We start from the raw sequence: 16,818 nt of genomic DNA, 5'->3' as shown, positions 1-16,818 counted from the left end.
GACAGGTTGTATACAATCATGACTGAAATCAATAGTCTCGGCGCACAAACCGCGATCAACAGCCAAGCCATGAAGGCAGGCATGACCGGTGAACTGCTGCGCCTGATCCAGGCGCAGCCGGGTCTGCTGGCCCCCGGCGAGACCGCGCAGGCCGAAGTCGTGTCGTTGCGCCAGACGGGCCAGGAGTTCCAGTTGGTACTGCGCCTGATACAGGCCAACGGCGTGCAGACCCAGCTGCAAGCCAGCGCCAGCCAGCCACTGCCCCAAGGCAGCCAGGTCACCGTCAGCCAAACCGAAAGCAACCGACTGGCAATCATGCTGCAGCAGGCCAATACCAGCCAGATCGCCACCCTCACCCGCCTGGACACCAGCAAAGTGCCCGTCGGCACCCTGCTGCAAGGCAAGGTCCTGACCAACCAGGCATTGGCCCAGGCGCCCGGCCAACCGCCGATCTACCGGGCGCTGGTCAGCCTGCTCAACAGTGCACAGGCCGGCGCCACCTTGAGCGTCGACAGCCCACGCCCCCTGGCCATTGGCAGCCTGCTCAGCGCGTTGGTGCAAGGCGACCAGTCGCTGCGTTTCGTGCCGCTTAGTGGCAGACAGGACCAACTGAGCATTGCCCAGCAACTGCTGACCCAGCAAAACCGCCAAGCCTCCCTGCCCGGTGTGCTCAACGCGCTGCAACAGCTCGCCCGCGACCCGAGCGCCGATGGCGACCTGCGCGCCAGTGCCGAACGCCTGTTGGCCGGCCTGCCGGACGCGCGGCAACTGGGCGACGCCAAAGGCGTGGCCCAGGCGCTGAACAACAGCGGCGCCTTCCTTGAAGCGAAACTGCTGGGCGGTTTTCCTGCCAGCGTGGCCACTGACCTTAAGGCACACCTGCTGCGCCTGATCACCCAGGCCCCGGTCAGCACACCAGGCATGCCCAACCTGGCGCCCGCCAGCCTGGCCGTGACCATGCCGGCGCTGGCCCGCAGCGCACTGGGCATGCTCGAACGGGTCAGCCCCAAGCCGCAGCCAGGGGCGTTCCCCCTGCCGTCGCGCCTGCTCAAGGCCCTGGAAGACGAAGGCGACCTGCAACAGCTGCTGCGCCTGGCCGCAGCTGCCGTTTCACGCTTGCAAAACCATGCCATGAGCAGCCTGCAACAAACCGGCACACTGGAAAACGGCAACCTGCAGACCACCTGGCAAACCGAAGTGCCGATCCGCCACGGTCAGGAGTTCATCCCGCTGCAAGTCAAAATCCAGCGCGAGGAAACACCGCAACAGCAGGCCGACCGCCAACATGAAGCGCAAGACCCGCTGCAAGCCCTGTGGCGCATCGAGCTGGCCTTCGACCTGTCACCCCTTGGCCCGCTGCAAGTCCAGGCGCAGTTGAGCCAAGGCCGCCTGAGCGGGCATCTGTGGGCAGAACGTGAACCCACCGCAAGGCTGATCGACAGCCAGCTCGGTGCCTTGCGCCAGCGCCTGCTGGACCGCGGCCTGGACGTTGGCGACCTGGAATGCCACCCGGGCATCCCCCCTCAAGGCCCGCGCACACGGGTGGAGCAACGCTGGGTAGACGAAAACGCATGACACAGCAACCAACACGCCAGGCCATCGCCCTGACCTACGACGGCCAGCAGGCCCCTACCCTCAGCGCCAAGGGTGACGATGCGCTGGCCGAGGCCATCCTGGCCCTGGCCCGCGAGCACGAGGTGCCGATCTACGAAAATGCCGAGCTGGTGCGCCTGCTGGCGCGCCTGGAGCTGGGCGAACAGATTCCCGAAGCACTGTACCTGACCATCGCCGAGATCATTGCTTTCGCCTGGCAACTGCGCGGCCGCGTCCCGGCGGGCTTCGCCGACGACACCGCCACGCCCCGTGACATCACGCCAGCGCTGCTGGGGCTGCCCCCTCCCGGCAGCGTTACCTGACGCCGTGAGTTGCACCCTCACACTACCCTGATGCCCTTCATCGATAGAAGGGTTACTCAATGCGCCCCATTCCGCACCACAGCCTGGCCCGTATCCGCCAGGCACTGCAGGACTTTCCCCGCCCCGACCTGCTGGCACAACAGACACTTTCCGAATGGCTTACCTCGAAGGGGGTGGCGCAGTCGCCTTTGCTGAACGACGTGGTCACCTTCCACTACCGGATAGAACCGGCGGGAGAAGGGCGTTCACAGGGCAGTACGAAGGCCGTCATCACCCAGAAGATGAACCTGGTCGAAGCATTGCTTGCCAACTGGCAGGGCGAACCGGCCGCAGGCTATGACGGTTTCCACTATGGCGACTGGGCAGGCCTGCCGCCACAGGACCCATTGACCATCGTTGAACGGCTTGCGCCACTGAGCCCGTTATCCAATGCTTCGCCCTATCAGGTGTTCAACGGCCTGTACAAACGCACAGAGCCTCCCCGCTACGCTCCGGATACGCGCCTGCCGATACGCGCAGAAGACTTTCAGGCCGCTAACTGGAGGCTGAATTTTCACACCCTGTTCAAACAACAACTCGACAACTACTGGGCTCAACACAATGACGATTATCGGCAGGCCATTCACCTTGCCTTGATTGCCGCCTGCAACCGTCAGGTAATAGAGGGCAGCCTGTCCGAGCCTCAGCGCCAGCTGGTCTGGCGAGTTTGCGGGTTGTTACCTCAGGGCGACCTCAGTATTTCGATGCTGAACGTCTACGGTTATACCGCGACCGATATTCTGTACATCAAACAAACCAGCGACCCAGGGGTTGTCCTGTACATTCCAGGCAATGCTTCGCCGCTTCATGCGTTCACCGATGCGTCCGCCATGAAGGATTGGTTCGCAGAACAATGCAAGGTCCCCAACAAGCGCAATGCAATGCTGGTCCACTTCGCCCGTGCCGACTGGCCCGACGGCCTGGACTTCAGCGGCTTGCGTACGGCCTTGATCGGCTTGGGCTTGTACCCTGCTGCGCATCATTTCAACCCCCAGCACCCGGGTTTTGCGACCAGCGGGCATTGGGACCCGCAAGAGATCATCGACTATCGCCCCGACACCTACTCCCCCCCGATCATCGGCGACCTGTTCGAGCACCTGAGCTTGCAGCGCAAGCGCCGCACCTATGCCGATACCGACAGCCTGATCACCAGCAATCATGACATCGACAAGTCCCGCTGGGGCAACTACCTCTCTGTGGCCACTGCGCTGCTTGCCCCGTTTGCCCTCCTTTTGCCCGAACTGGCTCCGTTGCTGGTGATCGGTGGCCTGAGCCAATTCACCCTTGGCCTTGATCAGGCCATCAATGGCAAGAGCCTGGAGAGCCGAAGCGCAGGCGTCGCCGACCAGACATTCGGCTTGTTCAACGCGCTCCCCCTGGCCGGCCAGGGCTTTGCCAGGGAGGCGTCGGTGTTTCGTTGCAGCCGCCCCGGGTTCTTCACCCCGTCACGCCTCTCCAATGTGCTGGGTATGCCGGTTGGCGCCGCCCCCATCGCCCAGGCGAGCGACTCGGTAGAGTTGGCATTCCGTGAGCAAGCGACCCTGTCCTCCGACAGCCTCGCGGCTGTGGTGACGCGTGTCGACGAAAACCTCGAGCACCGCTTCATGGCATGGCTGCAAACACCCGAGGGCGTGGTCAGCGAATGGGTCGAGTACGAGTTTGCCAGCGACAGCTTCGTCCGCTCCCGTGACACACACATGATCGTGCCACCGCGCTGGCGGCTCGCCAATACCAGCGACACCTCGCTGACGCTGTCCAGAAGGCGATTCAACGCCACCGATGAGCAGCGCAACACGACGCTTCGGGCATTGGGGATCGACGTGGAGATGCCCATCGACTACGCCCTTTACGGGCAATTGGTGCGCACACCGATTCCCAGACTGATCAGCAGCGTCTGGGTGGGTGACAGCGTGCTGCAAGGTGAATTCCTCGAAGCATTGGCCCACAACACGCGCATCGCCCGCCTCAGCGGGTATCGCTACCAGATTTTGCTATCGCAGCAAGACCCACTGGTTTTTGAACGCAATATGCGTCTGCTCCGCACCAGGGCTGAAGGCGCGCAGCTGCTCCCTCTGGAGACTCAAGGTTTCTTTCAGGCGTTCACCCAATCAGCTTATTACCCGCAATACCAGGCCGCCATCGCAGGCAACGGCGGGCTCGGCCGCAACCTTGCCTCTGCGTGCGACATCTTGCGCTACCGCTTGCTCAAGCACTATGGCGGGCTTTATCTGGATGCCGACGATCGGCTGCTGGACACCACCAGAGGTGAGCTCAACCCACCCTTGGCCACCGTGATGCTCCAGGCCACGGATGATGGCCTGCTGTTCTCGCCGCCGGTGTCTAACGACCAGTTGGGCATGTACGTCAAGTTCAACAACAGCATGATCGGCAGCCTCCCCGGTAACCCGACGCTGGACGCGGTGTCCGATGAGATCCTGCGTCGCTACGGCATGGAACCCGAGTTCTACAACAGCCGCCCGGACCCTCGCCTGGCGCCGTTGCCGTTCCAGGCGTACGCCCGGCGTCTGAGCCTGTTGACCGGCCCAGGTGTGCTCAATGCCGTAGTAGACCAACGACTGCCGCTCCTCAAACAACTGCGTGAAATCTGTCATTTGCTGGTGTCACCGGTTTACGACATCCATGCAACGCTGAACTTCGATATGTTCCATGCCGTGCTGCAACAACACGTACCGCTCGACAGGGTGGCCCGCATGGGCCACGAGCACAGCTGGGCCTATACCTGAAACGGTCGCGGCGGGCCAGGTACAAGCTGGGGGCAATCGACGGGTTTCGTCGTCGCGCACGGCTTGGTTTACCAAGGATGCGCAACGCCTGCGACACCCACCTACATATGTAGTGCCACCGCCCCCCGTATGCAGGTCACCTTTGCCAGCCCATACAGACTCAAAGGTGACCGCCATGACAACCCAATACGTCAATGCCAAGGGCGTGCAATTTGTGCGTGACAGCCTCGCCGGTTTTCCGCGCCCGGACCGTGCGGCAGCCAGTGCCATCCATCAGTGGGCCCAGGAACGCTCCATCGACCTGGACCCAGACCGCGTCGACGCGGTCACCCTGCATTACCAGTTCAGCCCCAAGCTCGGCTGGATTGCGCTCGTCGCGCAGAAGATGACACTGACCCAGGCCGTGCTCTCGAACTGGCAGGGTGAGTCGGCCAACAACTGGTTAGGCGCGGCGATCGATGCTCCTTGGGCCGGCGAGTTACCCGAAGGGCCACTGACCATTGTCCAGACACTGCGCGAGCAAAACCTGTTTGACCATCACGCACCCTATAGCGTCTACAACGGGTTGTTCAGGCACAGCGACCACCCGCTATACAACGCAGACACGCACGTCCCGCTGGCAGCTGAGGAGTTCCAGTCGTTTATCTGGGGCCTGGACTTGCAGGTGCAGTACAAGTCGATGCTCGACAGCTACTGGGATGCCAACCTGGAACGCTACCGTATCAGCGCAAAGATCAACTTCATCGCCGCCTGCAACAAGCAAGTCACCGAGGGCAGCCTCAGTGATGCCGGCAGAAAGCTGGCCTGGCAGGCATGCGGCCTGCAAGCCTCAACGTCGGTAACGCCCGGTGACGAAAAGCCGGGCAGCAAACCGAGGCTGCGCGCCAGGTGGCTAAATGTGTACGGCTACACCGCCACTGACCTGCTGTGCCTGCACGACGGCGTCAGCGGCCTGGTTTTACTCTACATTCCGGGTAATGCCTCGCCCCTGCACGAGTTCAGCGACAAAAAGGCCATGCTGGACTGGTTCGCCAACCAGTGCCGTACCCCGCGCACGCGCGACGCCCTGCAGGGCCACTTCGCCCTGGCCGATCGCGAAGACGGTTTGAGCTACAGCGGCCTTCACACTGCCCTGTGCGGCCTGGGCAGCTACCCAGCTCCCTACCACCTCGACAGCAACCGCCCCGGCTTCACGGCGCAGGGCATCTGGCCCCCACAGGACTACATCAACTACAAGGTCAAGGACTACAGCCCCCTGATAGAAGGCGACCTGTTCCTTTCCCTGGCCCGCCGCCAGAAACAGCGCAGTTACCAGGACGCTCATTTCATCATCACCAGCGACAGCGAAGTGACCAAGGCCAAATGGCGCGGCTACTTGAACTCGGCAATCAACGTGCTGGGCCCTTTGGCCCTGGTAGTGCCCGAGCTGGCCCCGCTGTTCGCCCTGGGCGGCATCGCCCAGTTCGGCCTGGGCCTGGACCAGGCCATCCACGCCAAAAACGCCCAGCAAAGCGCCGAAGGCATCGGCACGTCGGTGTTTGGGGTGCTCAATGCACTACCGCTGGTGGCTGCCGGGGTGTCCAAGGCACCTGTGCTGCTGCGCTTCAAGCATGAAGGTTTTGTGATCCCCAGCCGGGTCAACGAACAAATCGGCTACCCCTTGAGCCCCATCACCCCCCCTGAGCTGCCGCTGGCCGACGTGGCAGATTATTTCCATACTCCAGACCCCATCGCGCCTCTGCCAGGTGCCGACGACGGTGTGGCCGGTGCCGTTGTCAGGACGCCTCGCTACGACGGTTCGCCCGACCTGCTCACGACGATGATCGGCGGTTATCAAGAGCATGTGCTCTACGACATGGAACTCGATGCCTTTCGCCTGGAAAGCGACCTCAATGAGGTTGAGCCAAGCTGCTACATCGCAACGCCAGGCTCGCTCAATCTGGTCGAGGTGGATGCCCGAGCGCGTCAGGTGACCGATGACATGCGCATGGCGACCTTGCGTGCATTGGGCGTTGATCTGAACCTGCCCATTGCGCTACCGGTCGTACCTACCGAAGGACTGCGACCAATCCCTAAACACGTCCTGAATATCTGGGTAGGCGACAAGGTCATTGAGCAAACCCTGATCGACAATATCGCCCGCAACGCCCGCACGCTGCAGGAGACTCAGTATGTTCATCGCCTGTATCTCTCCAGGGCCGAGCCGGCTGCGTTCCAGGCCAACCTGCAGCTTTTGGCGGAGCATGCGCCCGGGGTAGAAGTATTGCCACTTGAGGACCAGCCGTTCTATGCGCGTTTCAAGGAGAGTGCCAACTTCCCCCAATACCAGGCAGCGATCCACGGTAACGGTGGGGTGGCCAGCAACTTTTCGTCGGCGTCGGACGTTTTGCGCTATGCCCTGCTTGAACAGGAAGGTGGCCTGTACATGGATGTCGACGACACGCTGCTGGCGCCTGGTGAGTACCCTGTGTTCATCGATGGCGCCCCCAGAGGCACGCCGGGAGAGCGCCTTGATGACGTAGCACTTGCCACCTCTGAAAACGGCCTGCTGCTGCACTCGGCGGTGTCCAACGAAAAATTGGGCATGAACTGCCTGTACAACGGCAGCCTGGTAGGCAGCCACGCGAGTAATCCGACGCTCAAGGCAATCCTGGAAGAAATGCAGGCGCGCTACGAACAAGCGCCAAACTTCTATCAAAGCAAGCCATCCCTACAAACCGACCCGCAAGCGTTCTATGGTTATGCCCAGGCCCTTAGCCACCTCACCGGGCCGAAGTTGCTCACCGACGTGGTCGACCGTCTGTTGCCTGAGCTCCGCATGATGCGTCAGATCATCAACCTGTATGCGTTCCCCCGCACTAACTCCTGGCAGTTCGTCAGCCTTCCTGAGTTTCAGGCGGTGCAACGGCAACTGCTGCCACTCAACCGCATTGCCAGGATAGGGGGATACAACTCCTGGGCCAGGCCCTGAGCGGCACGTCCAGCTAGGGCCCGACAGGCTTGAGCAAGCAATCGCGGCAATAGAAAAAGGCGACCTCAGGTCGCCTTTTCACGTTATTCGCTGCGATGCAACTTGCTCATCAACTCTGCCTCGGCCCGCGTCAGCCCGCAGGTTTCGGTCAACTCCGACACGCTCGCGCCCATCCCCACCAACTTGGCCGCCTGGCTGAACGTGACACTACTGGGGTCGCGTTGCTCCAGCCGCTCCAGCCGGTCAGGCACACTGGCCACCGACACACGCAGCTCGTGAAGGGCCTCGCCCATGCGCACGGTACCGTTCTGGTAGTCGTCCAGGCGCTTGGCCAGGTCCTTGATGCGCTGGTCACGCAGGGCATCGCCCTCGGCCTGCTGCGCAGCCAGCTCGCGCTGGCGCTTGCTGTAGTTGAGGAAGAACCACAGGCTCAGCGCCCAGACCAGCGCCAGGAAGATGACAGCAACCTCTAGGATCAACTCAGATGTTCTCCAGCTCGGACCACTCTTCCTCGGTCATCATCTTGTCCAGTTCGACGAGGATCAGCAGTTCACCGTTCTTGTTGCACACGCCCTGAATGAATTTGGCGGACTCTTCGTTACCCACATTCGGCGCGGTCTCGATTTCGGACTGGCGCAGGTAAACCACCTCGGCCACGCTGTCGACCAGAATGCCGACCACTTGCTTATCGGCTTCGATGATGACGATACGGGTGTTGTCGGTGACCTCGGTCGGCATCAGGCCAAAACGCTGACGGGTGTCGATCACTGTCACCACGTTGCCGCGCAGGTTGATGATACCCAGCACGTAGCTTGGCGCACCCGGCACCGGGGCGATCTCGGTGTAGCGCAGCACTTCCTGCACCTGCATCACGTTGATGCCGTAGGACTCGTTGTCCAGACGGAAGGTAACCCACTGCAGGATCGGATCTTCGGAACCTTGTGCAGACGACTTTTTCATTCCCCTACCCTCAAAATCCGCTGTTTGGCGGTTGTGTTCTGTGTCATTTCTGTTTGGCGTGCATCTGCTTGACCGCGCCGCTGGCGATCAGCTCGGCCAGTGCGGCGACGTCGAGCAATGCACACATGTGTTCAATCACCGTGCCAGCCAGCCACGGGCGCTGGCCCCGCTGGCTGCGCCACTTGATTTCGGACGGGTCCAGGCGCAGCGAACGGCTGACCTGATGTACGGCCAGCCCCCATTCGTAGCCCTGCACGGAAATCACATAATTCAGGCCTTGGCGAAAATCGTCGCGGTAGCGGTCGGGCATTACCCAACGCGCCGTGTCCAGCACCTTCAGGTTGCCGGCCTGGCAGGTCAGGATGCCGAGGAACCAGTCCGGCTGGCCGAACAGCGGGGTCAGCTCCTGGCCGGCCAGGTTGTAGATCGAGCCCAGGCACACCAGCGGCACCGCCAGGGTCAGGCCGGCGACATCGAACAACAGGCATTCGAATGGCTCGGCCGCCCACACCGGGCGGCCGTCCACGGTGGCCGGCGGCACCGGCAGGTTCGGCGCCGGGAGGTGCACGTCGACCAGCGGCACTGCGGGTTCCACGGTTTGTTCTTCGACCAGCACCGGGATGGCGGCCTCGGCGATCACCTGCTGCTCGACCACCGTGACCACCGGCGCTTCTATCGGCATGACGCTGGGCAATACCGCCACCTTGGGTTCGGCAAACGGCCGTTGGGCAAGGCTGGCAGGGGCTTGGGCTGGCATCGGCCCGGCGGGCTGACGCGCATCACGTGCCTGCTCCTCGCGCACCGCCTCGGCGAACTCGTCTGGCGCCGCTGGCGGCTCAAACAGCTCTTGGGCTTCGGTGGCCTCCTGCAACAGGCCGTCGAGGTACGACTGCAGGGCCATCTGCGGCCGGGTGCTGGTGTGTCGGGTCTGGGTCATCAGGCCACCTGCACTGCGGTCTTGTAAGTCAGCAGGTGCTTGAGCAGCGCCCGATAGGCAATCAGACCGCGGCTCTTGCTGTCGAACTGCGAGGGCGTGACGCCCTTGCGGCTGGCATCGCGCAGGCGCGTATCGACTGGGATGTAGCCCTGCCACACCTGTTGGCCGTAGGTATCACGCAGCAGCTTGAGTGTGCCCAGGGAGGCCTGGGTACGGCGGTCGAACAGGGTGGGTACGATCTGGTACGGCAGCGCCTGCTTGCGCGAACGGTTGATCATGGCCAAGGTGCCAACCATGCGTTCCAGGCCCTTCACTGCCAGAAATTCGGTCTGCACCGGTATCACCAACTGCTGGCTGGCGGCCAGGGCATTGACCATCAGCACACCCAGCAAGGGGGGGCTGTCGATCACGGCATAGTCGAAATCCTGCCACAGCTGCGCCAGACTCTTGGCGATCACCAGGCCCAGGCCATTTTGCCCGGGTGACTGGCGCTCCAGCACTGCCAAAGCGGTGCTCGACGGCAACAGCGAAATGCGCTCGTCGCTGGTAGGCAGCAACAACTGCCCGGGCAGGCCGTCTGGCACTGCGCCCTTGTGCAGGAACAGGTCGTAGCAGCTGTGCTCCAGCGCATCGGGGTTGTGCCCGAAATAGCTGGTCATCGACCCGTGCGGATCGAGGTCGACGACGACCACGCGCTTGCCAGCCTCAGCCAGCAGGCCAGCCAGGGCGATGGTTGTGGTGGTCTTGCCGACGCCACCTTTTTGATTGGCTACTGCCCAGACTCTCATCAAGCAAACTCTATCTATTGATTTGGCAGGGACACTGTAGAAACAACTATCCAAGAGCCGGCACGACCCCTGTGGGAGCGGGCGAGCCCGCGAACACCGGCGCAGCCGGTGCCGTTCACCGCGTCGCCTGCTTCGCGGGCATGCCCGCTCCCACAGGGGACGGAGTCGCTTTCAATACAATGGCGCGACGGGGAATTGACGGATCACTGCCCCGCCACCGTTGCTGACGTTGCCGGTGCACTTTGTGTGCCAGCCCGGCGCAATGCGGCATCCGGCGTTGCATTGGCACTGCCCGAGCCCGTCAGGCTGCGGCGCACTTCGAGGTTACGGGAAATCACCAGCACCACCCGGCGATTACGCGCGCGACCGTCGGCGGTGTCATTGCCCGCCACCGGCTGGTACTCGCCATAACCCACCGATGCCATGCGTGCCGGGTTGACCCCTTCCATGGCCAGCAGGCGCACGATGCTCGCCGCCCGTGCCGACGACAGCTCCCAGTTGGTCGGGTACTGTGCCGTGCGGATCGGCAGGTTGTCGGTGAAGCCTTCGACATGCACCGGGTTGGCGAATGGCTTGAGGATGTTTGCCACCTTCTCGATGATGGCAAACGCCTTGTCGCTGGGCATGGCATCGCCACTGCCGAACAACAGCGATGAATTCAGCTCGATCTCGATCCACAGCTCGTTGCCGCGCACGGTCATCTGGTTGCTGTTGATCAGGTCGCCAAAGGCATCGCGCACGTCATCGCTGATGGTTTTCAACGGGTCGACCTGGGTCGCCGCCAAGCCCGCTTCGGTCTGCTCGCTGTCTTTGACCAGCGGCTCTGCCGGGCGCACGCTCAACGGCTGCTCATCGCCAATAGGGATCGGTTTCATGCTGCGCTCAGGGTCGTTGAACACCCCGAGCAAGGCCTGGGAAATGACCTTGTACTTGCCCTCGTTGATCGAGGAAATCGAGTACATCACCACGAAAAAGGCGAACAGCAAGGTGATGAAGTCAGCGTACGACACCAGCCAGCGTTCGTGGTTTTCGTGTTCCTCGGTATGACGACGGCGACGCATGGGTTACTCCATGAAGCCTTGCAGCTTCAACTCGATCGAGCGCGGGTTTTCACCCTCGGCAATCGACAACAGGCCTTCGAGCAGCATCTCGCGGTAGCGCGACTGGCGCATGACGTTGGCCTTGAGCTTGTTGGCGATCGGCAGCAGGATCAGGTTGGCGCTGGCCACGCCGTAGATGGTGGCGACAAAGGCCACGGCAATGCCGTTGCCCAGCTGCGAAGGGTCAGCGAGGTTGCCCATCACGTGGATCAGGCCCATCACCGCACCGATGATGCCGATGGTCGGCGCGTAGCCGCCCATGCTCTCGAATACCTTGGCAGCCTGGATGTCACGGCTCTCCTGGGTCAGAAAGTCGACTTCAAGGATGCTGCGGATGGCTTCTGGCTCAGCGCCGTCCACCAGCAATTGCAGGCCTTTGCGCGCATACGGGTCGGGCTCTGCATCGGCCACGCCCTCAAGGCCCAGCAGGCCTTCCTTGCGCGCGGTCAGGCTCCAGTTCACCACACGGTCGATACCACCCGCCAAGTCTACCCGCGGCGGGAACAGTATCCAGCGCAAGATCTGCAAGGCGCGCTTGAAGGAAGACAGCGGCGACTGCAACAAGGCTGCCGCCAGGGTGCCACCCAGCACGATCAGCGCCGCCGGGCCATTGACCAGCGCGCCGACATGGCCACCTTCCAGAAAGTTGCCACCGACGATGGCGACAAAGGCGAGAATCAGGCCGATCAGGCTGAGGACGTCCATCAGACGCAGGCCTCCACCAAGTGCTTGCCGATTTCGTCCAGGCTGTAGACCGCATCGGCCAGGTTGGCCTTGACGATGGCCATGGGCATGCCATAGATCACGCAGCTGGCTTCATCCTGGGCCCACACGGTACTGCCGCCCTGCTTGAGCAGGCGTGCACCTTCACGGCCATCGGCGCCCATGCCGGTGAGCACCACCGACAGCACCTTGTCGCCGTAAGACTTTGCTGCCGAACCAAAGGTGATGTCCACGCACGGCTTGTAGTTCAGGCGCTCGTCACCGGGCAGGATCTTCACGGTGCCACGGCCGTCGATCATCATCTGCTTGCCGCCGGGGGCCAGCAGGGCCAGGCCTGGGCGCAGCACGTCGCCGTCCTCGGCTTCCTTCACGTTGATGCGACACAGCTTGTCCAGGCGTTCGGCAAAGGCCTTGGTGAACGCCGCCGGCATGTGCTGGATCAACACGATCGGCGCCGGGAAGTTGGCAGGCAGCTGGGTCAATACCCGCTGCAGGGCCACGGGGCCGCCCGTGGAGGTGCCAATGGCCACCAGCTTGTAGGGTTTGCGCTTGGGGGCTGGCGAGTGCGACGCCGCCGGGGCAGCTGCACGGGCCGGCGCCGCAGGACGGGCTGGCGCGGGGTTGGCGAAACTGCTGGCGGGCGCAGGGCTGCTGGCCGGCACCGGCGCGGCGGCCGGTGCCGTCCTGGCATAGCTGCCCAGGCGGCGGTTGCTGCGCGAAAGGGTATGCACCTTCTCGCACAGCATTTGCCTGACCTTGTCGGGGTTGCGCGAAATGTCCTCGAAGTTTTTCGGCAGGTAATCCACCGCGCCAGCATCCAGCGCGTCGAGGGTGACGCGAGCGCCTTCGTGGGTCAGCGAGGAAAACATCAACACCGGCGTCGGGCAGCGCTGCATGATATGCCGCACCGCGGTGATGCCGTCCATCATGGGCATCTCGTAGTCCATGGTGATGACATCGGGCTTGAGCGCCAGCGCCTGGTCGATTGCTTCCTTGCCATTGGTCGCGGTACCCACTACCTGGATCGTCGGATCCGCCGAGAGGATTTCCGAGACGCGGCGGCGGAAGAAACCGGAATCATCCACCACCAGGACCTTGACTGCCATAAACACTCCATTAGGCGGCGCAACCCGCCAGGGTGCGCCACCGAAATCAAATACGCCGTGCGGCGTAACGCTTGAGCATGCTCGGGACATCGAGAATCAACGCGATACGACCGTCACCGGTGATGGTGGCCCCGGACATGCCCGGGGTGCCCTGCAACATCTTGCCCAGCGGCTTGATTACCACTTCTTCCTGGCCCACCAGTTGATCGACGACAAAGCCGATGCGCTGCGTGCCAACCGACAGGATCACTACGTGGCCCTCGTGCTGCTCTTCGTGCACCTGGCCCTGTACCAGCCAGCGCTTGAGGTAGAACAGCGGCAGCGCCTTGTCGCGCACGATCACCACTTCCTGGCCGTCGACCACGTTGGTGCGCGACAGGTCGAGGTGGAAGATTTCGTTGACGTTGACCAGCGGGAAGGCAAACGCCTGGTTGCCCAGCATCACCATCAGGGTGGGCATGATCGCCAAGGTCAGCGGCACCTTGATGACGATCTTCGAGCCCTGGCCCTTGGCCGAGTAGATATTGATCGATCCGTTGAGCTGGGAAATCTTGGTTTTCACCACGTCCATGCCCACGCCACGGCCAGACACGTCGGAAATCTCGGTCTTGGTCGAGAAGCCCGGGGCGAAGATCAGGTTGTAGCAGTCCGATTCACTCAGGCGCTCAGCGGCATCCTTGTCCATCAGGCCTTTTTCCACGGCCTTGGCACGCAGGATGTTCGGGTCCATGCCCTTGCCGTCGTCAGAGATCGACAGCAGGATGTGATCACCTTCCTGTTCGGCCGACAGCACCACACGGCCGGTGCGGGCCTTGCCAGAGGCTTCACGCTCATCGGGCATCTCGACACCATGGTCGACGGCGTTACGCACCAGGTGCACCAACGGGTCGGCCAGGGCCTCGACCAGGTTCTTGTCCAGGTCAGTCTCTTCGCCGACCAGCTCCAGGTTGATCTCTTTCTTCAACTGGCGGGCAAGGTCGCGCACCAGACGCGGGAAGCGGCCGAACACTTTCTTGATCGGCTGCATGCGGGTTTTCATCACCGCCGTCTGCAGGTCGGCAGTGACCACGTCGAGGTTGGACACGGCCTTGGACATGGCCTCGTCGCCGCTGTTCAGGCCCAGGCGTACCAGGCGGTTACGCACCAGCACCAGTTCGCCGACCATGTTCATGATTTCGTCCAGGCGCGCGGTGTCAACGCGGACAGTGGTTTCCGCTTCGCTGACGGCATGCTTCTCTGCTGCCGGAGCCGGTGCACGAGGGGCCGGCGCAGGCTTGCTGGTGGCCGCGGGTGCGGGGGCAGCAGGGGCTGGCTTGGCGACCGGCTGGCTGTCGGCCTTGGCTTGAGCAGGCGCTTGCACCTTGGCAACAGCCGGGGCCTCGACCGCAGCAACGTCACCACCAAACTTGCCCTTGCCGTGCAACTGGTCCAGCAGGGCCTCGAACTCGTGCTCGCTGATTTCGTCGCTGGCGGCGCTGTTGTCAACCGCGACCGGCGCCGGCGCGCTGGCGGCAGGCAAGGCATCGGCCTGGAATGTGCCCTTGCCATGCAACTGGTCGAGTAACGATTCGAATTCTTCGTCGGTAATTTCGTCGCTTGCCGCGTCTGCAGGCACGGCGACCGGCTGTACCGCGACTTCGACACTGAACTGGCCTTTGCCGTGCAACTGGTCGAGCAGCGACTCGAATTCGGCGTCAGTGATTTCGTCACCTTCGCCACTGCCAGCCTCGCCCTGCATCTGCTCGTCGACCGCGGCTTGCGCCTTGACCGCATCGAGCGAGTCGAGCAACTGCTCAAACTCGCTGTCGGTGATGTCCTGTTCATCGGCAGGGGCCGTGGCCGCAACCGGCGCCTCGGCTGACGGTGCCGCTGCAACAGGCGCTTGGGCAACCTCGGCGCCACCGGGTTCGGCCAGCCGCGACAGGGCCGCCAGCAGCTCGGGCGTGGCCGGGGTAACCTCGGCACGCTCGCGCACCTGCCCGAACATGCTGTTGACCGTGTCGAGTGCCTCAAGCACCACATCCATCAGTTCCGCATCGACCCGGCGCTCACCTTTGCGCAGGATGTCGAACACGTTCTCGGCGATATGGCAGCACTCCACCAGCTCGTTCAGCTGAAGGAAGCCGGCGCCCCCTTTTACAGTGTGGAAACCGCGAAAGATCGCATTGAGCAAGTCGGCATCGTCGGGTCGGCTTTCCAGCTCGACCAGTTGCTCGGACAGTTGCTCAAGAATTTCGCCGGCTTCTACCAGGAAATCCTGGAGGATTTCTTCATCGGCGCCGAAGCTCATCAAACGTGCTCCTTAAAAACCCAGGCTGGACAGCAAATCATCGACATCGTCCTGACCGGACACAACGTCTTCACGCTTATCGGCATGAATCTGCGGACCTTCACCCCGAGTCGGATGTTTTTCTAGATCTTTTTCTGCGCGCAGTTGATCGTGGTCATGCTGGATACCGGCAAAGCGGTCGACCTGGCTGGCCATCAGCACCAGTTTGAGCAGGTTGCTTTCCACCTCGGTCACCAGCGTGGTGACGCGTTTGATCACCTGCCCGGTCAGGTCCTGATAGTCCTGAGCCAGCAGAATGTCGTTGAGGTGGCCGGCAACCTTGCGGTTACCTTCAGCGCTGTGCGTGAGGAAACTGTCGACGCGTTTGACCAGGTCACGGAACTCCGGCGCTGCCACTTCGCGGCGCATGAAGCGCTGCCAGTCGGTACTCAGGGCCTTCGCTTCGCTGGCCAGGTCGTTGAGCACCGGGGTGCTTTCCTCGACCAGGTCCATGGTGCGGTTGGCCGCACCCTCGGTCAGCTTGACCACGTACGACAGGCGCTCGGTAGCGTCGGTTATCTGCGACACCTCCTCGGCCTGTGGCATGGTCGGGTCGATCTGGAAGCTGACGATAGCGCTGTGCAACTCGCGGGTCAGCTTGCCGACCTCCTGGTACAGGCCACGGTCGCGAGTCTGGTTCAGCTCATGAATCAGCTGTACCGCCTCGCCGAAACGGCCCCGCTCCAGGCTTTCGACCAACTCCTGGGCATGTTTCTTCAGGGTCGATTCGAACTCCCCCAAAGACGTTTGTGATGAATCCATGGCGCGCCCCCTGACGTGACTCAGCCGTTGACGCGTTCGAAGATCTTCTCGATCTTTTCTTTGAGCACCTGGGCGGTGAACGGCTTGACCACATAGCCATTGACGCCGGCCTGGGCCGCTTCGATGATCTGGTCGCGCTTGGCCTCGGCAGTCACCATCAGTACCGGCATGGTTTTCAGCTTTTCACTGGCACGCACTTTACGCAGCAGGTCGATACCGGACATGCCGGGCATGTTCCAGTCGGTCACCAGGAAGTCGTAGTGGCCGTTTTCCAGCATCGGCAGCGCCGTGGTGCCATCGTCGGCTTCTTCGGTGTTGGTGAAGCCCAGGTCACGCAACAGGTTCTTGATGATCCGCCGCATCGTCGAAAAGTCGTCAACGATGAGGATTTTCATGTTCTTGTCCAATTAGACCTCCAAGCAGTCTCAAACGCGCCCGGCCGA

At 62.5% G+C, this 16,818-nt stretch carries 14 protein-coding genes; 4 read left to right on the top strand and 10 right to left on the bottom strand.

All coding sequences use genetic code 11. The features are described 5' to 3' along the window. Positions 1–18 precede the first annotated feature (18 nt). From J3A71_RS09065 to J3A71_RS09050, 4 genes are all read left to right on the top strand, one after another. A complete protein-coding gene (locus tag J3A71_RS09065) occupies positions 19–1,575 on the top strand; it encodes a flagellar hook-length control protein FliK (RefSeq protein ID WP_016488401.1) in 1,557 nt (518 codons plus the stop codon). Next, a complete protein-coding gene (locus tag J3A71_RS09060) occupies positions 1,572–1,916 on the top strand; it encodes an EscU/YscU/HrcU family type III secretion system export apparatus switch protein (protein ID WP_023049037.1) in 345 nt (114 codons plus the stop codon). Before J3A71_RS09065 ends, J3A71_RS09060 begins: the two co-directional genes overlap by 4 nt. A 59-nt stretch (positions 1,917–1,975) precedes the next feature. After that, positions 1,976–4,699 (top strand): DUF6543 domain-containing protein, encoded by a 2,724-nt coding sequence (locus J3A71_RS09055; RefSeq protein WP_096426587.1) that lies wholly within the window; start codon positions 1,976–1,978, stop codon positions 4,697–4,699. A 175-nt stretch (positions 4,700–4,874) separates the two neighbouring features. Beyond that, a complete protein-coding gene (locus tag J3A71_RS09050; protein ID WP_102667875.1) occupies positions 4,875–7,670 on the top strand; it encodes a DUF6543 domain-containing protein in 2,796 nt (931 codons plus the stop codon). Between the two features lie 83 nt (positions 7,671–7,753). On the opposite strand, the gene J3A71_RS09045 is transcribed toward J3A71_RS09050, so the two are convergent. From J3A71_RS09045 to J3A71_RS09000, 10 genes are all read right to left on the bottom strand, one after another. After that, entirely contained in the window at positions 7,754–8,149 is a 396-nt protein-coding gene (locus J3A71_RS09045) for a DUF2802 domain-containing protein (protein WP_016488405.1), read from the bottom strand. A 1-nt stretch (position 8,150) separates the two neighbouring features. Further along, positions 8,151–8,630, bottom strand: coding sequence for a chemotaxis protein CheW (locus J3A71_RS09040; RefSeq protein ID WP_003254393.1), 480 nt, complete (start codon positions 8,628–8,630; stop codon positions 8,151–8,153). 43 nt (positions 8,631–8,673) lie between these two features. Beyond that, positions 8,674–9,567 carry a CheW domain-containing protein gene (locus J3A71_RS09035; protein WP_060519422.1) on the bottom strand — a complete coding sequence of 298 codons (894 nt, stop codon included), beginning with the start codon at positions 9,565–9,567 and terminating at the stop codon, positions 8,674–8,676. Then, positions 9,567–10,355 carry a ParA family protein gene (locus J3A71_RS09030; RefSeq protein WP_016488407.1) on the bottom strand — a complete coding sequence of 263 codons (789 nt, stop codon included), beginning with the start codon at positions 10,353–10,355 and terminating at the stop codon, positions 9,567–9,569. Before J3A71_RS09030 ends, J3A71_RS09035 begins: the two co-directional genes overlap by 1 nt. Positions 10,356–10,558: 203 nt before the next feature. Beyond that, entirely contained in the window at positions 10,559–11,416 is an 858-nt protein-coding gene (gene motD, locus J3A71_RS09025; protein WP_016488408.1) for a flagellar motor protein MotD, read from the bottom strand. A gap of 3 nt (positions 11,417–11,419) precedes the next feature. After that, positions 11,420–12,160 carry a flagellar motor protein gene (locus tag J3A71_RS09020; RefSeq protein ID WP_096426589.1) on the bottom strand — a complete coding sequence of 247 codons (741 nt, stop codon included), beginning with the start codon at positions 12,158–12,160 and terminating at the stop codon, positions 11,420–11,422. Beyond that, entirely contained in the window at positions 12,160–13,284 is a 1,125-nt protein-coding gene (locus J3A71_RS09015; RefSeq protein WP_060519418.1) for a chemotaxis response regulator protein-glutamate methylesterase, read from the bottom strand. Before J3A71_RS09015 ends, J3A71_RS09020 begins: the two co-directional genes overlap by 1 nt. Before the next feature lie 46 nt (positions 13,285–13,330). Continuing rightward, entirely contained in the window at positions 13,331–15,574 is a 2,244-nt protein-coding gene (locus tag J3A71_RS09010; RefSeq protein ID WP_096426590.1) for a chemotaxis protein CheA, read from the bottom strand. Positions 15,575–15,586: 12 nt separating this feature from the next. Further along, a complete protein-coding gene (locus J3A71_RS09005) occupies positions 15,587–16,375 on the bottom strand; it encodes a protein phosphatase CheZ (protein WP_016488412.1) in 789 nt (262 codons plus the stop codon). Positions 16,376–16,395: 20 nt separating this feature from the next. Further along, a complete protein-coding gene (locus J3A71_RS09000; protein WP_161775562.1) occupies positions 16,396–16,770 on the bottom strand; it encodes a chemotaxis response regulator CheY in 375 nt (124 codons plus the stop codon). Positions 16,771–16,818: the final 48 nt, after the last annotated feature.

This window comes from Pseudomonas sp. PvP089 (assembly GCF_017875165.1).
GTDB lineage: Bacteria > Pseudomonadota > Gammaproteobacteria > Pseudomonadales > Pseudomonadaceae > Aquipseudomonas > Aquipseudomonas fortuita.
The sequence above is the reverse complement of the archived record's forward strand: the minus strand, read 5'-3'. Positions and strand labels throughout refer to the sequence as shown.